The 25,491-nt window shown below is 33.5% G+C and carries 18 protein-coding genes; 5 read left to right on the forward strand and 13 right to left on the reverse strand.

From position 1 onward, the window contains the following. Positions 1–138: 138 nt before the first annotated feature. Both ppsA and rplJ read right to left on the reverse strand, forming a co-directional pair. The gene (gene ppsA, locus AW729_RS05510) at positions 139–2,436 is read right to left on the reverse strand and encodes a phosphoenolpyruvate synthase (protein ID WP_112124166.1); all 2,298 of its coding nucleotides are present in this window, start codon (positions 2,434–2,436) and stop codon (positions 139–141) included. A gap of 170 nt (positions 2,437–2,606) precedes the next feature. Then, positions 2,607–3,092: a 50S ribosomal protein L16 gene (gene rplJ / locus AW729_RS05515; RefSeq protein ID WP_112124167.1), complete on the reverse strand. Its 486-nt coding sequence runs from the start codon at positions 3,090–3,092 to the stop codon at positions 2,607–2,609. A 272-nt stretch (positions 3,093–3,364) separates the two neighbouring features. On the opposite strand from rplJ, the gene AW729_RS05520 reads away from it, so the two are divergent. Then, positions 3,365–3,589, forward strand: a complete 225-nt coding sequence (locus tag AW729_RS05520; protein WP_112124168.1) for a KEOPS complex subunit Pcc1 — start codon at positions 3,365–3,367, stop codon at positions 3,587–3,589. Positions 3,590–3,648: 59 nt separating this feature from the next. Here the strand turns inward: AW729_RS05520 and AW729_RS05525 are convergent, their stop codons facing one another. Beyond that, positions 3,649–4,467 (reverse strand): peptidylprolyl isomerase, encoded by an 819-nt coding sequence (locus AW729_RS05525; RefSeq protein ID WP_112124169.1) that lies wholly within the window; start codon positions 4,465–4,467, stop codon positions 3,649–3,651. After that, positions 4,458–5,573, reverse strand: coding sequence for a nucleotidyltransferase family protein (locus tag AW729_RS05530; RefSeq protein WP_112124170.1), 1,116 nt, complete (start codon positions 5,571–5,573; stop codon positions 4,458–4,460). Before AW729_RS05530 ends, AW729_RS05525 begins: the two co-directional genes overlap by 10 nt. A gap of 88 nt (positions 5,574–5,661) precedes the next feature. On the opposite strand from AW729_RS05530, the gene AW729_RS05535 reads away from it, so the two are divergent. Next, positions 5,662–6,951, forward strand: coding sequence for a dihydroorotase family protein (locus tag AW729_RS05535; protein ID WP_112124171.1), 1,290 nt, complete (start codon positions 5,662–5,664; stop codon positions 6,949–6,951). 497 nt (positions 6,952–7,448) lie between these two features. Here the strand turns inward: AW729_RS05535 and mcrA are convergent, their stop codons facing one another. From mcrA to mcrB, 4 genes are read right to left on the reverse strand one after another with little or no spacing between them, the layout of a single operon-like run. Beyond that, on the reverse strand, positions 7,449–9,107 hold the full coding sequence (mcrA, locus tag AW729_RS05540; protein ID WP_112124172.1) for a coenzyme-B sulfoethylthiotransferase subunit alpha: 1,659 nt from the start codon (positions 9,105–9,107) through the stop codon (positions 7,449–7,451). Then, a complete protein-coding gene (gene mcrG, locus AW729_RS05545; RefSeq protein ID WP_112124173.1) occupies positions 9,107–9,904 on the reverse strand; it encodes a coenzyme-B sulfoethylthiotransferase subunit gamma in 798 nt (265 codons plus the stop codon). The genes mcrA and mcrG overlap by 1 nt, the downstream gene beginning before the upstream one ends. 6 nt (positions 9,905–9,910) lie before the next feature. Next, positions 9,911–10,417 carry a methyl-coenzyme M reductase operon protein D gene (gene mcrD, locus AW729_RS05550; RefSeq protein ID WP_112124174.1) on the reverse strand — a complete coding sequence of 169 codons (507 nt, stop codon included), beginning with the start codon at positions 10,415–10,417 and terminating at the stop codon, positions 9,911–9,913. Positions 10,418–10,434: 17 nt separating this feature from the next. Beyond that, positions 10,435–11,763, reverse strand: a complete 1,329-nt coding sequence (gene mcrB, locus AW729_RS05555; RefSeq protein WP_112124175.1) for a coenzyme-B sulfoethylthiotransferase subunit beta — start codon at positions 11,761–11,763, stop codon at positions 10,435–10,437. A 654-nt stretch (positions 11,764–12,417) separates the two neighbouring features. On the opposite strand from mcrB, the gene AW729_RS05560 reads away from it, so the two are divergent. Next, entirely contained in the window at positions 12,418–13,317 is a 900-nt protein-coding gene (locus AW729_RS05560) for a hypothetical protein (protein ID WP_112124176.1), read from the forward strand. 686 nt (positions 13,318–14,003) lie between these two features. On the opposite strand, the gene AW729_RS05565 is transcribed toward AW729_RS05560, so the two are convergent. Genes AW729_RS05565 through AW729_RS05575 form a run of 3 tightly spaced genes read right to left on the reverse strand, consistent with a single transcriptional unit; the run spans position 14,004 to position 16,812 of the window. Further along, positions 14,004–15,437, reverse strand: a complete 1,434-nt coding sequence (locus tag AW729_RS05565) for a Ni/Fe hydrogenase subunit alpha (RefSeq protein WP_112124177.1) — start codon at positions 15,435–15,437, stop codon at positions 14,004–14,006. Positions 15,438–15,461: 24 nt separating this feature from the next. After that, complete coding sequence (locus AW729_RS05570; protein WP_112124178.1) at positions 15,462–16,379, reverse strand: F420-nonreducing hydrogenase; 918 nt, start codon at positions 16,377–16,379, stop codon at positions 15,462–15,464. Between the two features lie 4 nt (positions 16,380–16,383). After that, entirely contained in the window at positions 16,384–16,812 is a 429-nt protein-coding gene (locus AW729_RS05575; RefSeq protein ID WP_112124179.1) for a hydrogenase iron-sulfur subunit, read from the reverse strand. A gap of 769 nt (positions 16,813–17,581) precedes the next feature. Here AW729_RS05575 and sufC point away from each other — a divergent pair. Further along, positions 17,582–18,319 (forward strand): Fe-S cluster assembly ATPase SufC, encoded by a 738-nt coding sequence (gene sufC, locus AW729_RS05580; protein WP_112124180.1) that lies wholly within the window; start codon positions 17,582–17,584, stop codon positions 18,317–18,319. A gap of 1 nt (position 18,320) precedes the next feature. Then, positions 18,321–19,538, forward strand: a complete 1,218-nt coding sequence (locus AW729_RS05585; RefSeq protein WP_112124181.1) for a SufD family Fe-S cluster assembly protein — start codon at positions 18,321–18,323, stop codon at positions 19,536–19,538. Between the two features lie 274 nt (positions 19,539–19,812). On the opposite strand, the gene AW729_RS05590 is transcribed toward AW729_RS05585, so the two are convergent. Both AW729_RS05590 and AW729_RS05595 read right to left on the reverse strand, forming a co-directional pair. Continuing rightward, positions 19,813–24,567 (reverse strand): DUF3344 domain-containing protein, encoded by a 4,755-nt coding sequence (locus AW729_RS05590; RefSeq protein ID WP_112124182.1) that lies wholly within the window; start codon positions 24,565–24,567, stop codon positions 19,813–19,815. Between the two features lie 628 nt (positions 24,568–25,195). Further along, the gene (locus AW729_RS05595) at positions 25,196–25,465 is read right to left on the reverse strand and encodes a PRC-barrel domain-containing protein (RefSeq protein WP_112124183.1); all 270 of its coding nucleotides are present in this window, start codon (positions 25,463–25,465) and stop codon (positions 25,196–25,198) included. Between the last annotated feature and the right edge of the window lie 26 nt (positions 25,466–25,491).

Genomic DNA, 25,491 nt, shown 5'->3' on the forward strand with positions numbered 1-25,491 from the left:
ATTAAATATTATATATTTAAAGGTTAATATGTTATTCTATTTGAATGGATTAATTGACAATATACTACTATTGGAATAGTAAATGGAAAAACTTAAATTAAAATTAGAAAATAATGGGTGGAGAAGAGTGTTTTATATTTAATTATCTTTCAATACTTTTTTAGCAGCATCAAGCATGATTTTTTTCTCTACTTTAGCTACTATTCTTCTTATTTCTGGAACTGCATCAGTATTAGCGGAAATACTATCAATACCAGCTTCAACTAGTTTTTCAACAATTTCCGGTTTACTGCCAGCTTGTCCACAGATACTGGTTGTGACTCCAGCTTCATTACATTTTTTAATTACACTCATTAATAATTTCATTACAGCCGGATGTGCTTCAGTGTAATGTTTTGCAACCAATTCATTGTTTCTGTCTAATGCAAGGGTATATTGGGTCAAATCATTAGTTCCGAAACTAACGAAGTCCAATCCTTCTTTAATAAACTCTTCAATGATTATTGCGGATGCAGGTGTTTCAACCATCATACCGAAGTCGACATCTACGTGTGGTATTAAACCGACGGAAGTGGCTATTTCTTTTGCTTGGCGTAATTCTTCAGGTTTGTGTAATAATGGTAGCATTACTCCAATGTTTGTGTAACCTTGTTGGTGTAACTTTTTGATAGCCTTGAATTCTGCTTTTAAGATTGCCGGCTGATCTATTTCTCTTCTGATTCCTCTCCAACCAAGCATTGGGTTTGCTTCGTCAGGTTCGTTTTCTCCACCTTCTAGGGTTTTGAATTCATCGGTTGGAGCATCTAATGTCCTATACCATACTGTTTTTGGATAGAATACATCGACCACTTTAAGAATTCCGTCTGCCAGTACGTGTACAAGTTCATCTTCTCTTCCTTCATCAATGAATTTGTAAGGTACTGTACCTGTAGCAAGCATCATGTGTTCGGTTCTTAGTAAACCTACACCATCGGCCCCTGTTTCATATGCTTTTTGAGCAGCTTCGGCCATACTTACATTTACTTTTACATCGGTAACCGTTATTAACGGTGCTGATTGAACATTAACAGTTTGTTGTGATTGTTCATCTGTTGAGTCTTCTGATGCGAATGCTCCTTCAAATACCAATCCTTTTTTACCGTCAATGGTTACTTGAGTATCTTCTTCGAGCACTGATGTTGCATCACCTGTTCCGGATACACATGGTATACCCAATTCACGTGAGATGATAGCTGCGTGACAGGTTACTCCACCTTCATCTGTTACAATTCCGTTTGCACGTTTCATTGCCGGAACCATGTCAGGTGTTGTCATGGTTGTTACGAGTATGTCACCATCTAGGATTTTATCTAATTCATCAAGGTCGCTTACGATTTTTACGGTTCCTGATACTAATCCAGGACTTGCACCTAATCCTCTTGTAATGATTACTCTTTCTTCATCATCGGATGATTCTTCAACTTCAGTTATGTTATCTAATGTTGTGATAGGTCTTGCCTGTAGCATGTATACCTTATCGTTTTCAATACCCCACTCAGTATCCATTGGAGCTTGATAGTGTTTTTGTATTCTTCTACCCAGTTGGGTTAGCTGTTTTAGGTCTTCATCGGTTAAGACCCTTTTATCCCTGCATTCTTCAGGAACATCTATCTGTACTGTTTTACCCGTTTCAGGGTCTTTAGTGAACATGGTTTTCTTGGTGTTTACCTGATATGATTTGACTTCATCGTTTACTTTGTCATATCTGCAGGTGTCCGGTGTTACTGTACCAGATACAACCCCTTCTCCAAGTCCCCATGCTCCTTCTATGAGCATTTCTTCAGCACCTGTTGAAGGGTCTACTGTAAACATTACTCCGGCTTTTTCGGAGTTGACCATTTGTTGTACTACTACAGCTATTAATACCTGTGAGTGATCAAAGTCATTTTCTGCTCTGTAGAATATTGCTCTTGCTTCAAATAGGGAAGCCCAACATTTTCTTACGTTTTCAATTACATCATCAATTCCGCTAATGTTAAGGTAAGTGTCCTGTTGACCTGCAAATGATGCATCAGGTAAGTCTTCAGCTGTTGCTGATGATCTTATTGCTACTACAACATCTTCTATATCCACATCGAGACATAATTTATTGTATGCTTCTATTATCATACGTTGGATGTCATCAGGGATACTGGTTGTAATAATTAAATCTTTTATTTGATCGGATACTTTTTGTAATTCAATGGTATTGTTTATATCCAAACCACTTAACATATCATTGATTTGATTATCAATACCTGTTTTTGTAATGAATTCACGGTACGTTCCGGCTGTTACAACAAAGCCCGGTGGAACTGGAATTCCAGCGTTTGTCAATTCACCAAGGTTTGCACCTTTACCACCCGCAATAGGTATATCATCTTTACCCAACTGTTTGAAAAATTCAACATAATTCATTGATAACACTCTTCTATTCTATTTTTCCATTATTATTATATTAAATGAGTTTAGGAAGATTATTTAATAAAGGATATAACGGATAATTCAATATCCCATTAAATAGCAACTTCCAAATGTTTAATTTGATTAAAAACATCAATAATCCATTAGTCTATCAAAAAAAGCGATTAGAACTGAACTAAATCGTTACCTTTGTCGACGACAAGTTTACATGTTACAGGTAGTTTCATTCCAGCCCTGTTTAATGCTATTTTAGCACTTTCGAAATCTTTCACATTTACATAAGCTGTGATAATTTTTTGATTTGCACGAACTAAAGCTTCAGAACTTACAGCTTTACCGAATGCTCCTCTCATACCACTCTGAACCCTATCTGCCCCTGCACCAGTTGCCATAGGATTTTCTCTTACTATGTGATGTGGATATACTCTTATTTTTAATCTGTAACCGAGTTTTCCGGTTGTTCTTTGTAAATATCTGTTTGCAGCAATCCTAGCAGCCTCTAAAGAATTATGTGATAAATGTGCATGATCTTTAACTGCTAATGTTACTTGTAAAGGAAAGTCTTCTGTTAAGTTTCCCATATCATACTGAACAATTTTGGATGCTGGTATTTTCCTAATATAATCTTTTCTTGTATATGGACGTACCATTATAATTTTCCTCCTTAATTAAACTGTTAAATATTTTTATATTAAAAAATATCAAAAAAATCATCGTAAAAATGTAATACAATAAATATATTCTCTCAAAAATATTACGAATTCGAATTACATCATCATGTAATTTAGTATAATAGTATATAATATGTTTAAACAGTTATATAAATTTATGGTTAACATATCCACTTAAAAAAATAAGTCCCCTATTATTAATATAATGAGATGGACAAATACTAATATAATAAGACACCAAGGAATTTAATATGAACGTTAAAACTAGAATGGTATTCACCTATAAAAGCAAGCAATTGGCTGAAATTGCTTATAATTCATTGTACCCGGACAATGAAAATCACATCGAAAGCTTCGTTGAAGACAATAGATTAACATGTATTATTGAAAACGAAAATATCGGCAGTGTACTTAACACCATTGAGGATTTGATTCAATGTGAAAAGGTTATTGAGGTAACTTCCGAAATTATTTAATTGAGGGATATTCATGTATTGATATTCAATACATTAAAAGAAAAAAAGAGTTGATGAGATTATTGCTCATCTTCATTTAATACTTCAGGTACTTCTTCTTCAACTTCAGCATCATTTGCTTCTTCTGTTCCGAATACATCTTCAACATCTGATACTTCTTCATTTTCCTGAGGTACTACTTCCTGGTATTCATCGATGAATTGAACTTTTTCAACTGAATCTATGTTTTCATATGCTACACGTGCTACTTGGAATTTTGCTAATGTAACTTCTTGAACTGTTCTCTGTTCAAATCCTGCTAGTTTGTCGAGTATGATTTTAGCTGTGCCATCTTCTATTTCAACTTCTGTTTTTTCCAGGTTTATATTTGGATTTCCATAGTATACATCGATTAATCCTTTGATTTTTTCCACGTCATCTTCAATTTTTTCTTCAATTACTACATCATATACTATGTCTTTGCCTGCTAATCTGTGGTTGAAGTCTACTCTTACTCTTCCGCCATCTACTGTTCTGACAATACCTTGTTGACCGTCTAGGCTTATAGGCATACCAGGGAATGGTCTGATGTTTTGTTGTTTGAATTCTTTCATTGGAATGAGTTGGATTAGACTTGGATCTTTTTTACCGAATGCATCTTCACATGGTATTTCGATTGTTTTTTCTTCTCCTACTTCTAAACCAATTAATTGATCTTGTAGAGCGGATAGTACTTGGTCTGCACCTACTGATAATACTATTGGATGGTAATCTTTACCTTCAACTTTGATTCCCGCTTCTTCAGCTACTTCTTCATAGGTTGTGTCGAACACTTCACCGTTTTGCTGTACTTTTCCTGTGTAGTTTAATCTTATAAAATCATTTTCTTCTATTGGCATATTATCTTATTATCTCCTATTGAATTATTATTTAAATTATTTTTAAATTTACTAAGAGTTTCTTCATTTTTATATCCTAATACTCTAATTTTCTGAGGATAGTTATTTATATATTTATGTATCTCATCCTTTAAAATACCTGTTTCCAATACACTTAGTATTCTCTGTTTTCTATGGGTACTGAATCCTTGAGATATGTTCTCCAATATACTTGAAACATCCTCAAACGGCCGGTTGTTGATAATATTTTCAACCGTTTTGTCGTCCATCAGTGTTAAATTGGATAACTTTTCTTCGTCAAAGGTATTGACGTTATCTAATAGAATCCTTTCAGCCCTGTATTCATGTAATGGGGCTTTGGATTCACTGATGGCCTTTTTTAAAGTATCTATGGTGTTCTGTGGCAGCATGTCATCAAGATTGTCAAAGTCCTTGTTGGATATTTTTTCTCTGATTAGACTACCACTGACATTCTCCAGACGAGGAATAAAAATAAATTTACCCTTGTAATCAAAATCTAGTTTTGTTAATGACTTAGCTAATGAAACAATAACGTAATCGTCATTTGATAGCTTTCCATCAAGCAGCACTTTTTTATCGTCCATTGATATAATTTTGTATGGCCGTGGTGCTACTGGCTTACCATTATTTATGTAGTTCAATATATTTTTAAATTTCGCATCCTGACTGATGTATCCACGTGGTATGTAATCAGCATTTAATGTTTTAAAAAGTAATGACAGACACAACGAGTACTGTCCTGAACCCATAACTCCCATAGGTGGGCCTTCTATAGCAATGTCGGCACCCAAGCTGATTGCCAGATTTGCCCTGTTGTAACGATCAAGTATATATGGAAGTCCTCTACCGTTGCGTTCAAACAAGCCCGGTATTATAGCTACAAATAACGCTTCAGGATGTAGGCGTTTTGCCTCCTGCATACAATATAAATGACCATTATGCAATGGAGAGTACTCCGTGAAATCTGCTATCACGGGGGTGATATTTTTATTACATGACATCTCGATTTTTTCCATATCCAAGTCCTTATAAAACTGTCTTTTATCTTCAAGTAATATATTTTCAACATAATCTTCTATCATCATTTAAATACACACTTACCATAGAGCTCTAATTAAACATATGTTTAAAATACTATTAATAACTAAATAAGAATTAGAGTAGGTGGAAAGTATGAACAACTTGATACTTAAGAATTGTAAATTTTCTGATAAGCAAATAAAAAACATAATAATAGAAGATGGAAAAATAGCCAAAATTACAAAAACTTTAAGTAAATCCGACTTGACCAGTGACAATATAATAGATTTAAAGGAAAAATATGTAATACCCGGACTTATAGATCCACACGTTCACTTCAGAGACCCCGGCTTAACATATAAGGAGGACTGGGCTTCAGGAAGTATGGCTGCAGCACACGGAGGATACACCACGGTAATCGATATGCCCAATACCAATCCACAGACGGATACCTTGAAAAATTTCAAAGAAAAAAAACAGATAGCCCTCAAGAAGTCATACTGTGACTTTGCACTTCAGGCAGGCGTCAAATCAAAAAAGGATGTGGATGAGATAATGACCGAAAAACCTGCATCCTTCAAGATTTTCATGGATTTATACAGCGATGATGAGTTGAATGAATTGTTCAGCCATATTGAGAATACGGGTAAGCTTCTATGTCTGCACTGTGAGGACCAGAAATTGGTGAACTATTACACGTCCAAACTAAAGGAAAACCCCGACAATAAAAGTGACTGCAAGGCATACAGCCGGGCAAGATCGGAAATTGCCGAGCTGATATCAGTACATAAGGCCATGACCTATGCAAAAAAATATAACCTGCAATTACATTTATGTCACATTAGCAGCAATCAAACCCTCAAATATGTAGAGGCATATAAACAAGACATGAACATAAGCATAGAAGCAACCCCACATCACATCTTCCTTGATAACAGTACATACGACAGTTATGGTACAAAGGCCAAGACCAATCCACCACTTAGAAATAAGAAATATGCGTTATGTGTAGATGATTTATGCAAGTTTGACAGCATCGGAACAGACCACGCACCTCATACACTTGAGGAAAAAACAAAGGATACCTGGACAACTGCTGCTGGAATACCGGGATTGGAGGTTACCATGAAACTGCTCTTATCACAGGTAAACAAAAACAAGCTAAGCTTAGATGAGATAATAAGATTAACCAGTGCCAATCCTGCAAGAATATTTAAGATAGAAAATAAGGGATTCATAAAGGAAGGCTATGATGCAGACTTATGTGTAATTGACATGGATAAATACGGAAAAGTAGACGTGGATGAATTTTATACACAGGCAAAATACACGCCATTTGAAGGTATGGAATATAACGGTGATGTCATCATGACAATTAACAGGGGAGAAATAATCTGTGAAGATGATGAATTAATAAAACATGACGTCAAATACGTTTACTAAAAATCTCCAACCACCTTTTTTTTAATAAGATAATTAAAGCATTAATTTAAACACCAGAAATAACAACGTCCTTGATTCTTAATTGATTAAATGCATCAAAAAGATGTTCTTTTTTAATAATTTAAAGCATTATTCAATAGTTAATTATGAAATTTTGTATTGAAATTGAAAATATACCTAAAAAGGCTTTGTTAAAAATGAGTTATGAATTTAAAAAGATTTTAAAAAATAGAGAAATAATATGAAGGAATATAATGACTCCCAAGTAGCATTATAATTCCTTATGTTATTCCCAGTAAAAGTATATAATAGCTTTATTATGGATGATGCAGATCGTACCTAGTTTACCTTGGTAATACTGGTCGTATCTTGCTCATATTCATTAATAAACCATTATTGAATATATTACTATACTTAAGTTTACTTGGAAACTCTATAATGATATATGTATATCATCATATATAAATATTCCTTCATATCACCTTAATCAAAAATGCTTATAAAGCTGGGTTGATTAAGTCACGTTCACCGCTAGGCATAAATTCTCTGATTGCACCTTTTGCGATACATTCTCTTGGGTTAGCCCAATCGAATAATAAGTTTTTGTCAGCAAATGCAACTTTTATGAGAGGGTTGAGTGTGAAAGCGTCTCCTCTAGCTGCGTGTGGTGCTTGAGCAATACCTGCGTATTCAGGTTGGTGACCTACGTTCATTGCGTAGTTAGGGTAGTTAGGACCTCTTAATTCGTGGATGAGACCTTCGTCACTTCTGATAGCGAGTGAGTTGGATGAACCACATTGATCTTGTAAGTCGTAACCGTAGAATCCTAATCTGCTGTGACCTTCTTTGTGTAATAATTGACTTAAGTACCATCCGTTTACACCAGCGTTTGAGTTACCGGTAGCGAATGCTACTGAACAACCTGCACCTGCTGCAGCTACACATGCTCTTTGTGATCCACCGAAGTGGTCTTCGAGTGCTGCTGGGGTTTCGTATTGTTCTAATGCGTATAAAGTTACTTCACTTGCAATGTCTTTTACTACATCAACGGAAGCATCAGCTTGACATAATCCACCATAGTTTGTTTCTACGTAATCTTTACCGTAGTATATGAAGTCATCTAAGATTTCGTCGGTGTATGCTGCGGTAGCATATTGTGTGAATCCTACACCACCAGACATGTATGAACCTAACCATACTTGGTCGTATAATGGTGATGCTGCACCGATTACTTCTAATGTTACTTTAGCAGGGTCGTCAGATGTTCTGCTGGTTTGTACCATATCTGAGAATGCACCGAAGGTTACACCTCCAGGTTCGTTAGGACCTCTTGCTCTTCTTGATGGCATTGCACTAGCCATAGATACTACGTCTGCGTGTTTTGCAGCGTATGAGAAGTCAGCAATAGCAGCTTCTCCTGCACATAATTTGTATGCAGAAATGAAACTCATACCGATTTGCATAGCAGACCATCTTGAGGTTGTACCACCGTCACAAGCACGTACTACTAAAGTAGGTACTCTTGATACTTGGTATGTTTTTTTACCTATGTATTTTTTGAGCATTTCAGCTTGTTCTTCAGGGAATTCTTTGTTGATGTCGATTACGAATCTCTGATCTAATTGGTCGAGTAAGTCATCGTCACCAGTAAAGATTTTTGCGTATGAATCTACAACGAGTCCAGGGTCTACTTCAACCATGTGTTCTTGTACAACTGCTCCTCCAGGGAGTGCGTGGTTGATTGTTTCGAGGTATTCGTTGATTGTTTCAGGAGTTACTTCTACACCAAGTCTTTGTTCGAGTACTCCGTGAGCTGTGTCCATACCTACAATTACAGTTCTTTTAATATCGTCAACTAATTGTTGGATAGCAGAGTTGTTACAGAAGTGAAGGTCGTCTCCTTCTACGTATGTGTCTGTTCCAGATACTTGGTAAGCCATTAATTTTCTTTGTCCAAGAGGTACCCCAATATCTGGGTTGTAGAATGGTAATCCTCCACGAGCTTCCATAGCTTTTTCTGCTTGTTCATTAAATTCTCTTTTTCTTGCGGATTGTTCCCATCCACCGTAGCAGTAATATTTAGTGTTTTGTTCTTCAGGGTCTTCGTCAAATTTTTCTTGTAAAGCCTTTAAGAATAATTTTTTCTCATTATCCATTATTTACCACCTAATTTACTTTGTAAATCTTTGTTGAATACTTCTAATCCGTATCCACCGTCAGTTCTTGCGAAGTGGATTTCTTCAACTACTTTGATAACTTCTGGGTCGTCTCTTAAACTTATGTTGTCACTTCTGTAAATAGTTGTGATTTCTTTAAGTTTATCTTCTGGTAAAGGTTCTCCTACTGATATAGGTTCGTCAAGTTCTACACCTACTTGGTCTTTTACGTATTTAACTACTCCTTCATCTTCGTCAAATACATATCTTTGTAATGCGTCGAACATTAAACCGTTTTCATCAAGTCTTAATGAGTGACCGTGTACGGTTGCTCCTCTTAAACCTGTTTTTGCTGGATCAAAGAATTCTGATTCAATTAATAATTTTGAGGTTTCTTCGAGGTCTGATTCTCTCATTTCTACTACTTGTCTTCCTGAGAGTGTACCGGTATCTACTCCTCTGAATCTTCTCATGTATGATCTTGCTCTGTCGTATGGTTGAGCTGGTGCGTTATACATGGAGTCTGCGAATTGTACGTATCTTATACGAATTCCTTTTTTAGCTCCGTCGATAGGTTCAACGAAGTCTTTCATATCATCTGCTTCAAAGTCCATTTCATCTAGAGGTGGGTGTACTGTTTTGTAACCTTCCCCTGGGTTTCTGTGACTTAAAAGTTTTACTATGTCATCATCTGCTATACTTCTTAGTATTTCGAGTTCATAATCTGGGTTTAAGTGTTTTTTACGGTTTTCCGCAATCTTACTTTCCCCAGGATAAAATTGTACGTCATATGCCATTTACAATCACCTGATATATTTAACAGTTTCTGATGATTTTGCATTTGGATCAACTAATCCGATAAGTCTAGAATCGATTTTATCCTCAAAACCTTTTCCGTATTTCATGTAATCTGATACGGATGTTTGTGTTTTGGTGAAAACACCGACTTTCAAATCATATCCGAAACTTAGTGTGTTTTCTAAAATTTCATCTACCTTTTCTACAAAATCTTCAAGATTGTCTAATTGGACAGTCAATATTATTTCACCAACAGATACCCTTAGCGGTACGTCATTACCTTTGACATTGATTGTCTTTCTGTCAGTATGATTAACCGGCAATCCTCTGGCAGGACCGAAGTTAACTACCGTAGGCAATGATTCCCCATTAATTAAAACTCTCAAAACTCCATCTAAAACCATGACTTCATTCAAAATACTTTCCGCCGTTTCTGGTTTCAATATCCGATATGGAAATATCTTTACATCGGTTGCTTTAATTATATTTGATTCGTCTATATCTGTTGACATAACATAACATCCTTTAATTAGATTTTATCTTTTATTTGACTAGCTCCTTCAGCAACATATTTTACTGGTTCTCTTAAGTTATCTACATTACCATATACTTCTCCAACTAATCCTGATGTAGCTTCTACAGAGAACATCTGTGTACCTGCATCTAAGGACATAGCTGCTGCGTTACATGGAATTGCGTAACCTTTACTGTGTCTTGTTACTACGTGGTTACCGTTGAATACACCAGGTCCTCCTCCACCGTATATACCGTGTGAGAAGAAACTCATACCTACACCTGTACCCATTACTCTACCAAAGTCTACACCAGGTAATCCTGCTTCGTATTCTAAGATATCGTTAAAGTATAAAATGGATGATGCAATACCTTGTGCTGCTCTTGCTGCACCTACGTTTACAATAACAGATGCTACGAGACCTGCTGCTGCATATGCATTCCATAATGCCCAGTCAGCTGGTTCATATAATTTGTATCCGGATGGTAATGTTTCTTTTACTTTGATTACTCCATCGTCTTCTGCTCTTGCTAATAATGAAATAACAACGTCACCAAGGGTTCCTTTACCGTTTTCTTTTACTAAGTCGTAAACTAAGTTGTTTGCGTTTAATCCTTGGAATGCTAAACCTAAAAGGTGGCTTCTTTCGAATGCACCGATTGCGTCACCCATTTCGAAGGTAGCTGTTTGTTCTAATATAGAGGATAAAGCTACTGCGTTGAGTGTGTTTTTCTTAGTAATTGCTACTACGTGGTTTGCTCCGATGTTTCTTAAACTGTAACCTAAACCTTCAAGGTGAGTGGTTTGACCTAATAAGGTTGTTAATGCTCCACCTAATTTAACGTTGTGTGGGTATCCACCCATAGCTGCGGTTTTTATTTCTACAGCTTGGAATTTGTCAATGTCGAAAGTGTCTAATATAGCTTGGATTAATGCTGAACCTGTTGCGAGTGGTGCAACTGAGTAGTCACCAGCAATATCTAATCTTTCAGATGGTAATTGAACTAATAATTGTTTACCGCCGTTTAAGACTTCAACGTTGAGATCATCGTCATCGTTTACTTTTAACATTCTTCCAATTCTGCAAGCAATAGCATCAGCATTGTCAACAATGTCTAATTCTAATTCTCTTCCTGGAATAAAGTTAGCTTTTCCACCGTAAGCTCCGTTTGCTAATGATTTTTCAATACCTGCAAGGTTTACAGCAACTGAACGCTTAATTTCTTGTATAATACTTTTTATTGTAGGGTTTACTACTGGACTAATTGCTTCTAGAGGTACTTGTTCTTCTAAAAGTTTTCCATCTACCCCATATAGATCTATTTTGTCTTCATATGTTGGCATTTATATGTACACCTCTTAAATAGTAAATTCATTAAGAAATGAATTATCATATTCATTCCGGTCTATATGTCCACTTGAAAATCAATTATTAAAAAATATAGTTATAACTTCAACAACACTTAGTTGGTAAAAATGTTTATTGAATAAGTATATCCTTTATATCAATGATACTGCAATAATTAATTTAAAATACAAATAGACATACTCCCTCCAACTCTTATCTAAAAATACATTTCTATGTGTTCAAATATTTATACAAAGAAAAAACTCCTAAGAACAAATGATTAACGATACAAAAATCACAACCCCTATATCATCATGATTAAAGTATCATATACATCAATCAACCTTAGGATGTAATTTACAACCGTTATTAGTACGTTTCTTATTTCATAGAGTAATACAAATAAACATCAATTTGAATACCTATGTTTGTGATAAATATTCTTACAATTGAAATATTTAAAAAAGAAAACATATAAATGTTTTTATATTTTTAATTTATATATAAATGGGATATTTAGTATAAGATAGTTTAATATGATAAAATAGTCAACATAAAAAATTCATTAATTATTATACAAAGTGAAAAAATAGTTTACAAGTAATAAAGGATTATTTAATCAAAATTCTTTAAAAGAGTGGAGAAAAAAAATGATTGAAAAAATAGTTAAAAATCTGGAAAATGCGCGATTGTTTTTTGAAGACATGAAAATTTTATTATTCACTGATGATGATTGTATTAATATTTTATACAAGAAAGCTGCCGATATCAACATAAAAGAGCATGATGCGATAAAATTGGAAACGAAGATTTTTTACCCGCTTGTTTATAGTGTTCAGAGCAATTGTCCAACTTGTGGTTACCAGACTCCGGAAAGCCGCAGGGAGTATAATCCGGCATACATGGAAAGTGTGATTAAATACAATATAGATGTAATTAAATCATATGATATTAAAAGAATTAACTGTTTACATATAGAGAACAATAAGAATTATGAAAGAGAGTTATTTTTGAAAATATTGAATAAATATGATATAGACAAAGCCATCAAAATTGATGACATTAAAGAATTGGACATTATTGAAAAATATGATTTTGCCTCATTGATTATGGATTCCAAAAACCTCGAACTGTTCAAGTACCTTAAGGACAACAAGTCCATACAAAAAAGTTACCATATCACGGCAAACGTAGAAATCTATAACAACAATCTTGAAGAAAATATAGAATTCATCAATAATCTAAGAGAATATGATGTGGATGCAGTTGAGATAGTTGGTTATGATCCGTTTTATGACGATGTTCACGAGTACAATCCACAGTATAACAAAGAATACGTCAAGAGGGTAATTTCCACTTTGAGAATAATGTATCCTGAGTTGGAATTGAAAATATCCTATGCTACAAACGGATGCAACTATTTTGATGAAATTATACCGTTGGGAATTAATTCAATAAATGGAATATACTGCAATAGGACAAACAAGTTGTTTAACATGGAAAAGATAATGGACATATTACAAAAAATACCTCAAAACCAGGAAAAGTAATACTTTTTAATAAAAAAGTATTTATCATAGGACATACATATTAATTATTGTAAAAGTAATACGAAAAATAAAATAAGTATTATTTTTTACAACATAAGTTAATTTACCTAAATTAATTAAAAAAACTCCCAAACTCTTATAAAACGTGTTCAAATTAAAATATATATTCATAACGGATAAGACTTAAAAAAAGTCTTAAATATTTTACTTTTTTTTAAAAAAATAATACATTTAAATTAAGACGATAAGACAATATTCTTTTTTTTAAAAATTACAGCAAACGCTCTTTTTTAAAATAAATCTCATATTAACCCATTATTAGGATATGACTTCAAAAATCAATGCTAACTCAATAATCTAATAAAAATCAAGGAAAAAAAGTTCATTAGGACTATGAATAAAATCAATGATTGAAAATAAAAATTATAAAAAAAAGATTGATAAAAAATAAAAAGAATAAGGCTGTTAGTTGAGAATGAACTTCTCATACTACAACCATTGTTCCCTATATTTGTATTATTTTAGTCATTATTTGTTCAAAAGATGCGACAAACAAATATTATATTAAATACAATACCCTATAAATCAGCGATAACTAATTTAAATATTTGAAAGAAAAGAAATTAGGGAAACTGATCCCCAATTCCACAACTTCATAAGAAGTTAGTATTTTTAGATTTGACTAATTATATTTTTTTAACTAAGTTACCCATGTGGTCGTATACTTCAACAGTAGATAATCTCATTTGAGTATCTAATTGGTGAGTTGCACATGATAAACATGGGTCGTATGCACGAATAACCATTTCCATTAGGTTGAATATTTTGTCGTCTACTTCTACACCAGGTTTGATGTAAGTTTTTGCAACTTGTTGAATACCCATTTCCATGGAAGGGTTGTTTTGTACAGTAGCTACGATGATGTTAGCTTTTGTTACTAAACCGTTTTCATCGGTTTCGTAGTGGTGAGTTAAAGTACCTCTTGATGCTTCAACTATACCTACACCGCTACCGGTGATAACTTCACGGTCTAAAGCTTCTGGACGTTTTTGACCACTTAAGTCACCTTCAAGTCCATCTACTGCTAATTCAGCAGATGCAACAAGTTCTATGAGTCTTGCTGGGTGGAATAATAAAGGTGCTTGAGGACATCTTCCGAAAGTGTCTCTGAATGCTTCTAATAATTCTTGAGCTTGAGGAGCAGCATCAGGCATTTTTGTACATGCGTTGATTCTTGATAGAGGTGCTACTCTGTAGATACCTTCAGGATATCCGATGTCTTTGATGTAAGGGAATTTTAACCAGGAGTATGGTTTTACACCTTCAGCCATGTAGTCGGTGTAGTCTTGTGGTGCAAATTCAGCATAGGTTTTTGCTTCTTTGTCTACCATTCTTACGTTACCGTTGTACATGTCCCAACTACCATCGTTTTTGTCTACTAAACCACAGTGGTATGTTTCTACATAACCTAATTCTGCGATTAAGTCTAAGTTTTCTTCAAAGATAGGTTGAGCTGCTTCCCATGTATCCATGGATAACTCGAGTCCTCTTTGTGCTTTTACTAAGTTTTCTTTTTGTTCTTCATCACTTAATACAGTGGTAATTCCACCAGGGGTGTTTGATACTTGGTGAATTGGTCTTCCACCGATAGCTGTTACGATATCTTGTGATAAGTGTCTTAGTTCTAAAGCTTTTTTAGCTAATTCTGGGTGAGTTTTGATGATTTGGAATACATTTCTTGTTTTTCTGTCTGCTCCACCGATAAAGTCAGGTGCACTTAAGAAGTAGAAACTTAAAGTGTGTGAGTGCATTACAGATCCCCAGTTCATGATTTCTCTCATTTTGTATGCTGCTGGGTAAATGTTATCATCTTCAAATCCGAATACTTGGTCACATGCTTTAGCTGCAGCTAAGTGGTGCTGTACGTCACAAATACCACAGATTCTTGGTACGATTCTTGGTACTTCTTCGATTGGTCTTCCTTGTAAGAATTTTTCAAATCCTCTGAATTCCATTACATGTAATTTAGTATCTTTTACGTTTCCTTCTTCATCAAGGTCTACTGTAATTTTAGCGTGACCTTCAATCCTTGTTACAGGTTCTAAAGTTAATTCTACCATATAAGTTATCCTCCTATAAATAATCTAGTTTCTTAATTTGAGTGGAATTAAAGCTGCTGGTAATGTGTAAGTGTAGAATGTTCCTACTACATCTTCAACTTGGTTTGCAACTTCTTCTGGATCAATTTCTTTATCGTTTTCTACTCCGTAGTCTGATGCGATAGCACTGATCATTTTAGCTCCTGCATCTAATACTTTGTCTGTAGGTCCGTAACATCCTCTACATGGGGTGTCTACTGATGGACATTGTGCACCACATAATGGACGGGTAGCAGGACCTAAACAAATAACTCCTTGAGGTACTAAACACATGTCTCTGTCGGTTTCTCCAACTTCCCATGGTCTTTTGATTTTGTCCATTGCCATACCCATAGGTGGTTTTTCTCTTTCACATACGTCACAGAGGTTGTTATCAGGTATTTCTGGGGTTTCTCCATCCAATAATGCAAGTAATACTTGTGCGATTACTTCTGATTTAGGTGGACATCCAGGTAAAGCTGCGTCTACTTTAATTACATCTGATAATGGTCTTACTCTGCTTTCTAAGTGAGGTACGCTTTCACTAGGTATGATTCCATCCGGGTTAACTGTTGATACTGAGTTGATGTATGCTTCAGTTGTTAATTCATCGTTGGTGTGTAAGTTACCGAGTCCTGGAACTCCTCCGAATTCAGCACAACTTCCGTATGCGATTACAAAACCAGCTTTTTCTCTTAATACTTCAGCTAATTCTTTGTTTTCATCGTTACGGATTCCACCTTCAATTAATAAAATGTCCATTTCTGGAATTTCATCATATTTTGTATCCATAAGTACTGGACTGAATTGGAATTCTACAGCTTCTAATACATCTAATAATAATTCGTGTAAATCTGTTAAAGCGATGTGACAACCAGAACATCCTCCGAGCCACATTGTTCCTATTTTAACTTTTTCTGCCATGTACTTATTCCCCCTCTGCTAATTGTTCTTTGAGTGGTGATGGACCTAACTCTTGAATTTCTGCAGTTACTCTTCTAATTGTTGAAGCGAATTTTTCTCCTTCGGAAGCTGAAATCCAGTCGTGCTGTACTCTCTGTTTTTCAATTCCAAGTTCGTCTAATAATCTGTATACTAATCTCATTCTTCTGTCAAATTTGTAGTTACCTGCATCGTAGTGACAGTCACCCATGTGACATCCACCGATGAATACTCCGTCTGCTCCTTCTCTTAAAGCTTTTAATATGAATTGAGGTTCAATTCTTCCAGAGCACATTACTCTGATCATTCTTATGTTAGGTGGGTATTGCATCCTTGATGTTCCAGCAGTATCTGCTCCACCATAGCAGCACCAGTTACAACTGAAAACGATTATTTTAATATCGTCGTTAGCCATTATTTTTCCTCCTATTATAAAACATGATTATTTTATCTTGTAAAAACAATCATAAAACTTTTTAAATGTTTACATTTAAATTTCTTATTTAAACACGTGTTTATTGTACTAATATGACTCTATAGTACAATATTAAAAAATGTACAAACTAAAATAATGTACAATATTATATCACTTTAACTATTATTATAAAGGTTGTTTTATCATATCAACCATAAAGTATAAATATTATGACTGTAATTTTTTGCTTTTTTTAGTGTAAAATATGGATGAAAATGATAATAAAAAAAGGGCATTAATGCTTATAATTTAATTTAAAGGACAAATTGCAAATATTTATTTTAGATGATTTTTAATAAAAAAATGATATAATTTTAGGTAAACCTAATAAAAAAATTCGGTCCAAAAGCACATCGCATCAAAAAAAAATACGCCAAAACATCAAATACAGTGAAAGCATTATTATGTTATGACAAATGCCCATATTTTTTCAGATTTATTGTACCTATTTCCAAAATATATTTAAAGTTATGTTTTAATTATCAATAAAAACTTGTTTAAATGAGTAACTGCCCATTATCCTATAATGATTATTGAAACAGTAAAAATTCCAATAACACATTCAATAACAATAGTTATATAATACTTATTAGATAACGATAGTTATAACACTAAAAAAATATAACCAATAAAAAATATATAATAATATATTATTGAAGAAAAAAATATAACGATATTTTATTATTTATAAACAAATTATGGTGATTGAATGCTACTTGAAATATCAGATTTAGAAGTAGAAGTAGAGGGAAAAAAGATACTTAAAGGAGTAAACCTTCAAATTGACGAAGGAGAAACACACGTTTTATTAGGACCGAATGGTGCAGGAAAAAGTACATTATTCATGACCATACTAGGATTTCCTAAATACGAAGTAACAAAAGGTAAAATAATATACAAAGGACAGGACATAACCAATTTAGAAACCCACGAAAGAATAGCCTTAGGTTTAGGAGTAACATTCCAGAATCCACCGGCAATCAGAGGAGTAAAACTCAAAGATTTACTCAAGATAGTTGATGGAAAACATGAATACAAAACAGAAGATGACCTGGATGATGAAGTAGTAGCACTAGGAGAAAGATTAAAACTCAATGAAAACTTCCTTGACAGAGATGTCAACCTAGGATTCTCAGGTGGAGAAGTAAAAAGATCAGAACTGTTACAACTTTTAGCACAGCAACCTGACTTCATCATGTTTGACGAACCGGACAGTGGTGTAGACATAGAAAATGTGGAATTAATATCAAATGAAATAGGAACACTACTCGGTCAGGATGATGAAAACACCAAAAAAGCAGGACTGTTAATTACCCACCTCGGATATATATTGAACTTCGTAAACGCTACGCATGCCCATGTATTAATAGATGGAAAAATAGTACGTACAGGAGAACCTAAAGAAATAATGGATAACGTAAGAACAAGTGGATTTGGGGAGATATAATATGGTATCAATAAAAGATAGAGCAGAAAAAGCATTAAATAAAAAAGCGGTGATAGGTGAAGATATCGATTTAAATGAATATGAAACCATGGATGTTGACGCATACGAACACGTAGACTCCTTGGAAGATTTGGATAAATCAGATAAACAAATGCTCACCAGTGTAGGAATGGACACCACAGAAGAAGACAGATCTGCATCATTCCTTCAGATGGATCAATCCGAAATACTTGCAAACGTAATGTATCCGGGTGTAGAGGTAATGAGTACGCCAAAGGCACTTGAAAAATATGACTGGCTACAAGATTATATGTGGAACGCAATGGCAGTAGACGCGGACAAATATACTGCAACGACAGAACTTGATGGAAAAAGTGGATATTTCATAAGAAGCCTTCCTGGAACCAAGATGGAACTGCCTATACAGGCATGCATGTACATCGGTGATGATTCAGTAAGACAGACTGCCCACAACATAATCATAGCTGAAGAAAACTCTGAAATAAACATAATAACCGGTTGTTCAACGGCAAATCATGTAGATCATGCTGCACACATCGGTGTAAGTGAATTCTATCTTAAAAAAGGTTCAAAAGTAACATTCACCATGGTACACAACTGGGCAAAAGAGGTAGACGTAAGACCAAGAACAGCTGTAATAATGGAAGATGACAGTACATACATATCAAACTACATATTGACAAGTCCCGTAAGAAACATACAGGCATATCCAACAGCATATGCAAGTGGAAACAACTCAAAAGTATTTTTCCAGTCAATACTCGCCGGAAAAGAAGATTCAACGATAGATCAAGGTTCAAGAACCATATTATCAGGTAACAATTCACAGGCCGAAATGATTACCCGTGCAATAAGTGATGATGATTCATACATCATGACCCGTGGAGACTTACTTGGTAAAACACAGGATGTACGTGGCCACATAGAATGTATGGGTCTGATACTATCTGATAATTCAAAGATATACTCCGTTCCAGAGCTAAGAGGAGAATGTGCAAACATGGAACTATCACACGAAGCGGCAGTAGGTAAAATAGCCGAAGACGAAATCCAATACCTGATGGCCAGAGGATTAACAGAAGATGAAGCAGCTTCAATGATAGTAAGAGGTTTCCTGGACATAGACATAAAAGGATTACCTGAAGAACTTGCTAAGGAAACCAAAAAATTAATGGAACTTAGTATGGAAGGAATGTAAATTCCATACCTCTACTTTTTTTAGATTGAACCCCATAAAATATATTTAAAAATAAAACTATTTTTTAAGCACCAAAGATTGTATGTGCAATTATTTTGGTGATATGCATTGTATTTACTTAATTACATATTTTTAAAATAAGTAATATCCTTTTAAAAGTATAAACAGCATAGCTAATAAACTATGGCAATTATGGAACCTGATTCGTCTGCGTTACAATTTAAATTTTAAAAAAAAAGAATGGATTTAAAAAAATCCATTGATAAGAACATTTTTAAACAGTAACAGTTAAAGTCTTAACATCTTCTAAATTACCATATACAGAAGATATGAAAATTGCAGTAATATTATATTCCCCTACTTTAAAGTTTTCAGGTAAAGTGTAATCTACACTTACTGCATTGTTAGATACTTTAGCATATATTATCTTACCATTTTCATCTTTAACAGTTTTTCCGTTAATTTTGAAAATTACTTTACCGTTATTTATTGCAACATTTGTGTTTATCGTTGCTTTAAGTGTGATATCAGTACCTGCTTTTGTTACAATATCTTCCGTTGTAATTGTAACACTATCCTGTGTTATTGATAGGGTTTGCTTATCACTAGTTAATGAGGATACTTCAACTGAACCTGAATATATGGCTTGTATTGTAGAATTTTCATTCCAACTTGCCGGTATTTCATAGCCGGTTATTGTAGCTGTACCGTTAACTACTTTTGCATAGATAACCTTACCATTTTCATCCTTGAGTGTTTTACCATTTACTTTGAATACTACTTTTCCTTTGTTTATGCCGGTCAATATATTTTCACCATCATAAATGCTTGCACTTATATTGGTTGTTGTACCTATTGTAAATGCCGTAGTGTCAACTTTTAATGATAACTCTAATGGATGATTTACTACAAGTATTGTACCCATTGCAAATAGGTTGTCGTTGATACTTTGTAAGCTAACCAAGTTTGTACCATCTTCCAAGTTGTCCAAGTTTGTTTCAATTATGCTTATTTTTGATGTTGAATCGTAGTTGTCTGCTAATGATTGATATTCTTTGTTGTTTACTATGATTTTACTTTCACCAACTTTATCTGCTGCTGCAGATATTGTGTACAACATTGCATCTGCTGATTTGATGTTTTCATAGTTGGAGTATGCTATAGTATACTCATTTGTTGTTAATCCACTTGCTTCTGGGTTTAATAGGTCTGCTCCTTCATTTATTAGTATACTGGTGGTTTCAGTATTGTTTGCGTAGATTATCACTAGTATTCCACCGTAAAGTATGTTACTGTTGTTTTCTAGTTGTATTGGCACAATTTCATTTAGTTGGCCTGCCTTGAATTGTTCTGTTATGTTAAATACTACTACTCCACTCGGGTAGTTGTATGTTCCAAATCCTTTGGTGTCACTGTAGTTTGCAATTATTGGTGATTCTTCGTCATTTACATTTAATCCGAAGTTTAAGTTTTTGTCCCAGTTGTATCCTTGGTAGTATAGTACATCAACTATTTTGTCACTGCTTAGTTGTGTTGCATCATATGTTGCTTTTGTGCTTTCATTCCAGTTGTAGTAGTTGAACTGTTCAAGTATCAGCGTGTTTTTGCCTTCGTATTGTCTTTTTGTTGTGAAGTTTTCTCCACCTGTGAATGATTTTCCTCTGTATCCATTGTAGTATGCGTTAATTGTTCCTTCATATAATGTTTGTGTTGTTTCATCATTTATAATATCTATTTTAATGTTTTTTGCACCGGTAGTTGCAGGATTGTATGTTACATCAATGGTAGTTTCACCTGTAAAGTTTTCAACTGTTTCGGTTATGTTTTTGTCATCAATGGTTATGTTTAAAGTTGCAGTTGCTGCTCCCCCATCGTTTGTTAGTTTGATGGTAATTGTATTGTCTGTTTCTACGAGAAGATCCCCTTTGCTTGCTGTTACATCCACATCATCTACAACCACATTTGGCATTGCAGGATGTGTTATCATAAGTATTGTGTTCATTACAAGCAGATTATCATTAATACTTTGTAAACTAACCAAGTTTGTACCATTGACTAAGTTATCCAGATTTGATTCTACAATACTGATTCTACTTGTACTATCATAATTATCTGCAAGTGATCCATATTCTTTGTTGTTAACCATAATCTTACTTTCACCAGCCTTATCTGCTGCAGCAGATATTGTGTATAATATCGCATCATCAGCATTGATGTTTTCATAATTTGCATATGCTATAGTATTTGAACTGTTTGCACCATATCCACTTGATTCTGGATTTAACAGATCTGCACCTTCATTAATAATGATATCTGTTTCATCAGTGTTATTTGCATATATTACTATGAAATATCCTCCATATACTGAACGATCATTAGATTCAGGTAGTATATCCAATTGATTTTGACCGTTTGCTATGAACTGACCTTTAGCATCGAATACTGATAAACCGGATGGATAATCATAACTTCCAAATCCTTTTGTATCAGTATAATCTGAAATAGGATCCCATAATCCTTCTTCATTTAATCCTATAAACATGTAGCCGGTATCTTTAAGCCAGTTGTATCCTTGATAATAGAGAACATCCACTATTTTGTTTCGTTCGGTAATACCATAATCTGCTGAATTGAAAGTAAACTGTTCCTCACCATAATTATTGGACAAATAGAATTTTATTGGAATAATTACCACTGTATTTTTACCAGTGTAGTGACGTTTTGTTGTAATATTTTGTCCATTAGTAAATGATTTGCCCATATACCCATTGTAATATGCTACAAGAGAATCTTCATAGATAAATGAGACACCGTCATCAATAGAGACACTTATTGATTTTTCGCCATTGCCTTGTGGCATATAAGTAATATTTATTACGGATTCACCTAGACTTGCTTGTGAAGTATAACTATAATTATCTATTGTAATTGTTAAAGGAATATTATCCCGAAGAGTATTTGTAACATCTATTGAAATTATGTTCTCTTCATTTACCAGTAAGTTACCTGAATTGGATGAAACTTTTAAATTATTTACCGTTACATCACCAGGTGTGTCTGTTCCAACTTGAATGTTTTCAATTATATTAGTATTTCCAAGTAGTTTAGATGATGCGGATATGGAATATGTTCCTTCTGTATCAATAGTCAAGTTATATACATTGTCTGAAGTTCGGATAATTTCTTGATTATTAATATAATAAGTGTATTCATCCTTATCCAATATATTTCCATCATAATATGTTGGATTTGTTAAAACGCTTATCACTTCAAGTTCTATTGAATCTGTTGTTGCGTATACTTCTTTAGGATTGTTAACTTGTAAAGTTAAATTATCATAGAGTATAGAAACATTTTCATAATTATTTTCTATGAATGTATTTTCTCCTTGTAAGTTTAATGTTTCATTGTTTGATGTTATGTCTTTGAAGTTTGATCTAGTGATTTGAGTTGTTGAATCACCAGTAGCATATATTGCTCCACCTTCATCTGCATTTCCATCAGTGAAATTACATGAACCCACTATTAGGTAATCCTGAGCATATATTGAAGCACCGGTTGTAGCAGTATTTGAATTAAATTTAGAATTCGTAATAGTAGTTAGAACTTTCGTATTAAATACACCACCCGTTGTTGCGGAATTATTCTCGAATTCCAAATTATTGAAAATCAAATCAGTACAATTAGTGTTAATATATATACATCCACCATCTTGTGCAAGATTATTCTTAAATATACTTCCAGACACATTTGCTTTTGCATTCCACAGATATATTGAACCACCATAACTATTTGCATTGTTGTTAATAAATACATTTTCTGGATTAACTATTAGATTGCCCCTATTTGTATAGACACTTGCACCAGCATAATTTGCTTTATTAGCATCAAAAGTATTGTTTTCGTTTATTGTTATGTTACCTGTTGAATTAATAACTCCACCGTATGTTGCCGTGTTATTTATGAATTGGTTATCATTTTCAATTAGAATATTTCCCAAATTACTTGAAATAACTCCACCGAAACTAAAACCATTATTATTTAAGAAGGTATTGTTTTGTTTTATGGTTACGTTACCTCTGTCATTATAAACAACACCAGCATAATTTTTTGCAGATGAAGATTTAAAGGTGTTATTTTTATTGATTATTAATGTTGCCTGATAATTATATATTGATCCTGCCCAATCGGCAGAATTGTTTTCAAAGAGATTATCAGAATCAATATTAAATATGACTTTGTTATTGTATAATGCCCCGCCTTTGCTTGCATTATTGTTAGTAAATATTGAATTCATAAAGGATATATTTCCGGTACTGTGTATAGCTCCACCATATCCGTTGGTTCCACTACCGGTTGCTTGATTATGATCAAATATTGAGTTCATAATTGTTAAGTTACCTTTGTTATTATAAATTGCCCCACCACTTGATGCTATATTGTTGTAAAAGGAGGAATTTACAATGGTTAAATTTCCTGCATTTATAATCGCTGCCCCATTATTACTTTCTGAGTATGCGTTGATGAAGCTTATATTATTTATTGTAACTGTGTTATCTGTTTTTATATCAAACAAATTGATTTTATTTAGCCCATTAATTGTCACATTACCTTCAGATTGAATAAGAATATCTTTAGCATAACTTTTAGTTATCGTTACTGCTTTTTTAAGATTATATTCACCTTCGAGTAATGTAAAGTTCTTTTTATTTTGTATGTTTGTATTATTAAAAGCAACAGAGATATTATATGGATTATTTCTAGAACCATCCCCCTCCAATGTTGCCTCCGGAGAGATATACGCAACTTCATCGGATTCCCCATCATTTTTAATATTGCTTTTAGGAAGGATATTTTCCTTTATAGTATTCTCTTCAAGTATTTCAGCATTAGTTGATTGTTCTTGAATAGAGTAATCATCCAAACTTTGAGATGTTGTAGTATTTTCTGTAGCAGAAACTACACCTATTGCAAAAATCATCACTAATACAAAAAACATGAATAAATATTTTGTATTTATTTTTGTCATTATTCAACCTCTAAAATGTAATACATTATTGTAAAAAATTATTAATGTATTATGATATAATATGTATAGAAGATATATAAAAAGGTAAGCAAAGTAATAAAAAATTTAAAAACTTAAAAAATAAGTAATAATGCAATATAACATGGCAACCACTTACGGACATTACTCCATTTTAATAATCAATAAAATTTATCGTAAAAACATTATTTATCAAACTCCACCATTGACAGTCATTAAATACAATATCAAAACATAATATAGAATTTTTACTTATCCTAACCACGGGAAAAGCATTACATTATTTTAAATTACTTGACAATAATTTGTTTAAAAATCAAACATTTAAAAATAGAATAGATAAAAACAGATATGGCAAACCATAGAATATAACCATATATTTAAGTTATACTTATATTAAACAGGACCCCTATTTAAATAAACAAATAACCCATTAGCTAATTTATGAAAAAATATGTTTTGTTTATGAACAATAATAAAAAGTTTTGATTAAACTTATTAAAAGTAGAACCCTGTGGACTGAATTTAGGACACCCCACAAATAGTTTAAAAAAAAAGTATGAAATACAAAAAATAGGTAAAATAATCAAAAAAAAATGATTATTTAATATTATCCTGAAATGATAATAAATTCCCCAACTTTTTCTACTTTACCGAAAGGTACTGAAAGCCTATCGCCTTCACGTTTAGCACCTTTAACGTTGACAGATCTATCTTGTTGTGTTTGTATAACTATGTCAGTGATTTTTCCTGTTTTTTCATCAATCGTCAGTTCATCTAGTATTCCTAGTATACGAGCACTATTAGTAGCTACTTGGTAACCTTTAATATCGGCCCATAATTTTTCTTCGCCTTTAATTAATTCCCTTTCTTTAGTCATTATTGCCACCTAAGGTCAATTTAATT

The organism is Methanosphaera sp. BMS (assembly GCF_003268005.1).
GTDB lineage: Archaea > Methanobacteriota > Methanobacteria > Methanobacteriales > Methanobacteriaceae > Methanosphaera.

Coding starts and splice junctions, on each gene's coding strand:
- AW729_RS05595 (WP_112124183.1), bottom strand. CDS start 25,465: ATGACTAAAGAAAGGGAATTAATTAAAGGCGAAGAAAAATTATGGGCC.
- mcrG (WP_112124173.1), bottom strand. CDS start 9,904: ATGGCATATGACGTACAATTTTATCCTGGGGAAAGTAAGATTGCGGAA.
- AW729_RS05520 (WP_112124168.1), top strand. CDS start 3,365: ATGAACGTTAAAACTAGAATGGTATTCACCTATAAAAGCAAGCAATTG.
- AW729_RS05585 (WP_112124181.1), top strand. CDS start 18,321: ATGGTATCAATAAAAGATAGAGCAGAAAAAGCATTAAATAAAAAAGCG.
- ppsA (WP_112124166.1), bottom strand. CDS start 2,436: ATGAATTATGTTGAATTTTTCAAACAGTTGGGTAAAGATGATATACCT.
- AW729_RS05590 (WP_112124182.1), bottom strand. CDS start 24,567: ATGACAAAAATAAATACAAAATATTTATTCATGTTTTTTGTATTAGTG.
- AW729_RS05570 (WP_112124178.1), bottom strand. CDS start 16,379: ATGGCAGAAAAAGTTAAAATAGGAACAATGTGGCTCGGAGGATGTTCT.
- AW729_RS05525 (WP_112124169.1), bottom strand. CDS start 4,467: ATGCCAATAGAAGAAAATGATTTTATAAGATTAAACTACACAGGAAAA.
- AW729_RS05565 (WP_112124177.1), bottom strand. CDS start 15,437: ATGGTAGAATTAACTTTAGAACCTGTAACAAGGATTGAAGGTCACGCT.
- sufC (WP_112124180.1), top strand. CDS start 17,582: ATGCTACTTGAAATATCAGATTTAGAAGTAGAAGTAGAGGGAAAAAAG.
- AW729_RS05535 (WP_112124171.1), top strand. CDS start 5,662: ATGAACAACTTGATACTTAAGAATTGTAAATTTTCTGATAAGCAAATA.
- mcrB (WP_112124175.1), bottom strand. CDS start 11,763: ATGCCAACATATGAAGACAAAATAGATCTATATGGGGTAGATGGAAAA.
- AW729_RS05530 (WP_112124170.1), bottom strand. CDS start 5,573: ATGATGATAGAAGATTATGTTGAAAATATATTACTTGAAGATAAAAGA.
- mcrD (WP_112124174.1), bottom strand. CDS start 10,417: ATGTCAACAGATATAGACGAATCAAATATAATTAAAGCAACCGATGTA.
- AW729_RS05560 (WP_112124176.1), top strand. CDS start 12,418: ATGATTGAAAAAATAGTTAAAAATCTGGAAAATGCGCGATTGTTTTTT.
- rplJ (WP_112124167.1), bottom strand. CDS start 3,092: ATGGTACGTCCATATACAAGAAAAGATTATATTAGGAAAATACCAGCA.
- AW729_RS05575 (WP_112124179.1), bottom strand. CDS start 16,812: ATGGCTAACGACGATATTAAAATAATCGTTTTCAGTTGTAACTGGTGC.
- mcrA (WP_112124172.1), bottom strand. CDS start 9,107: ATGGATAATGAGAAAAAATTATTCTTAAAGGCTTTACAAGAAAAATTT.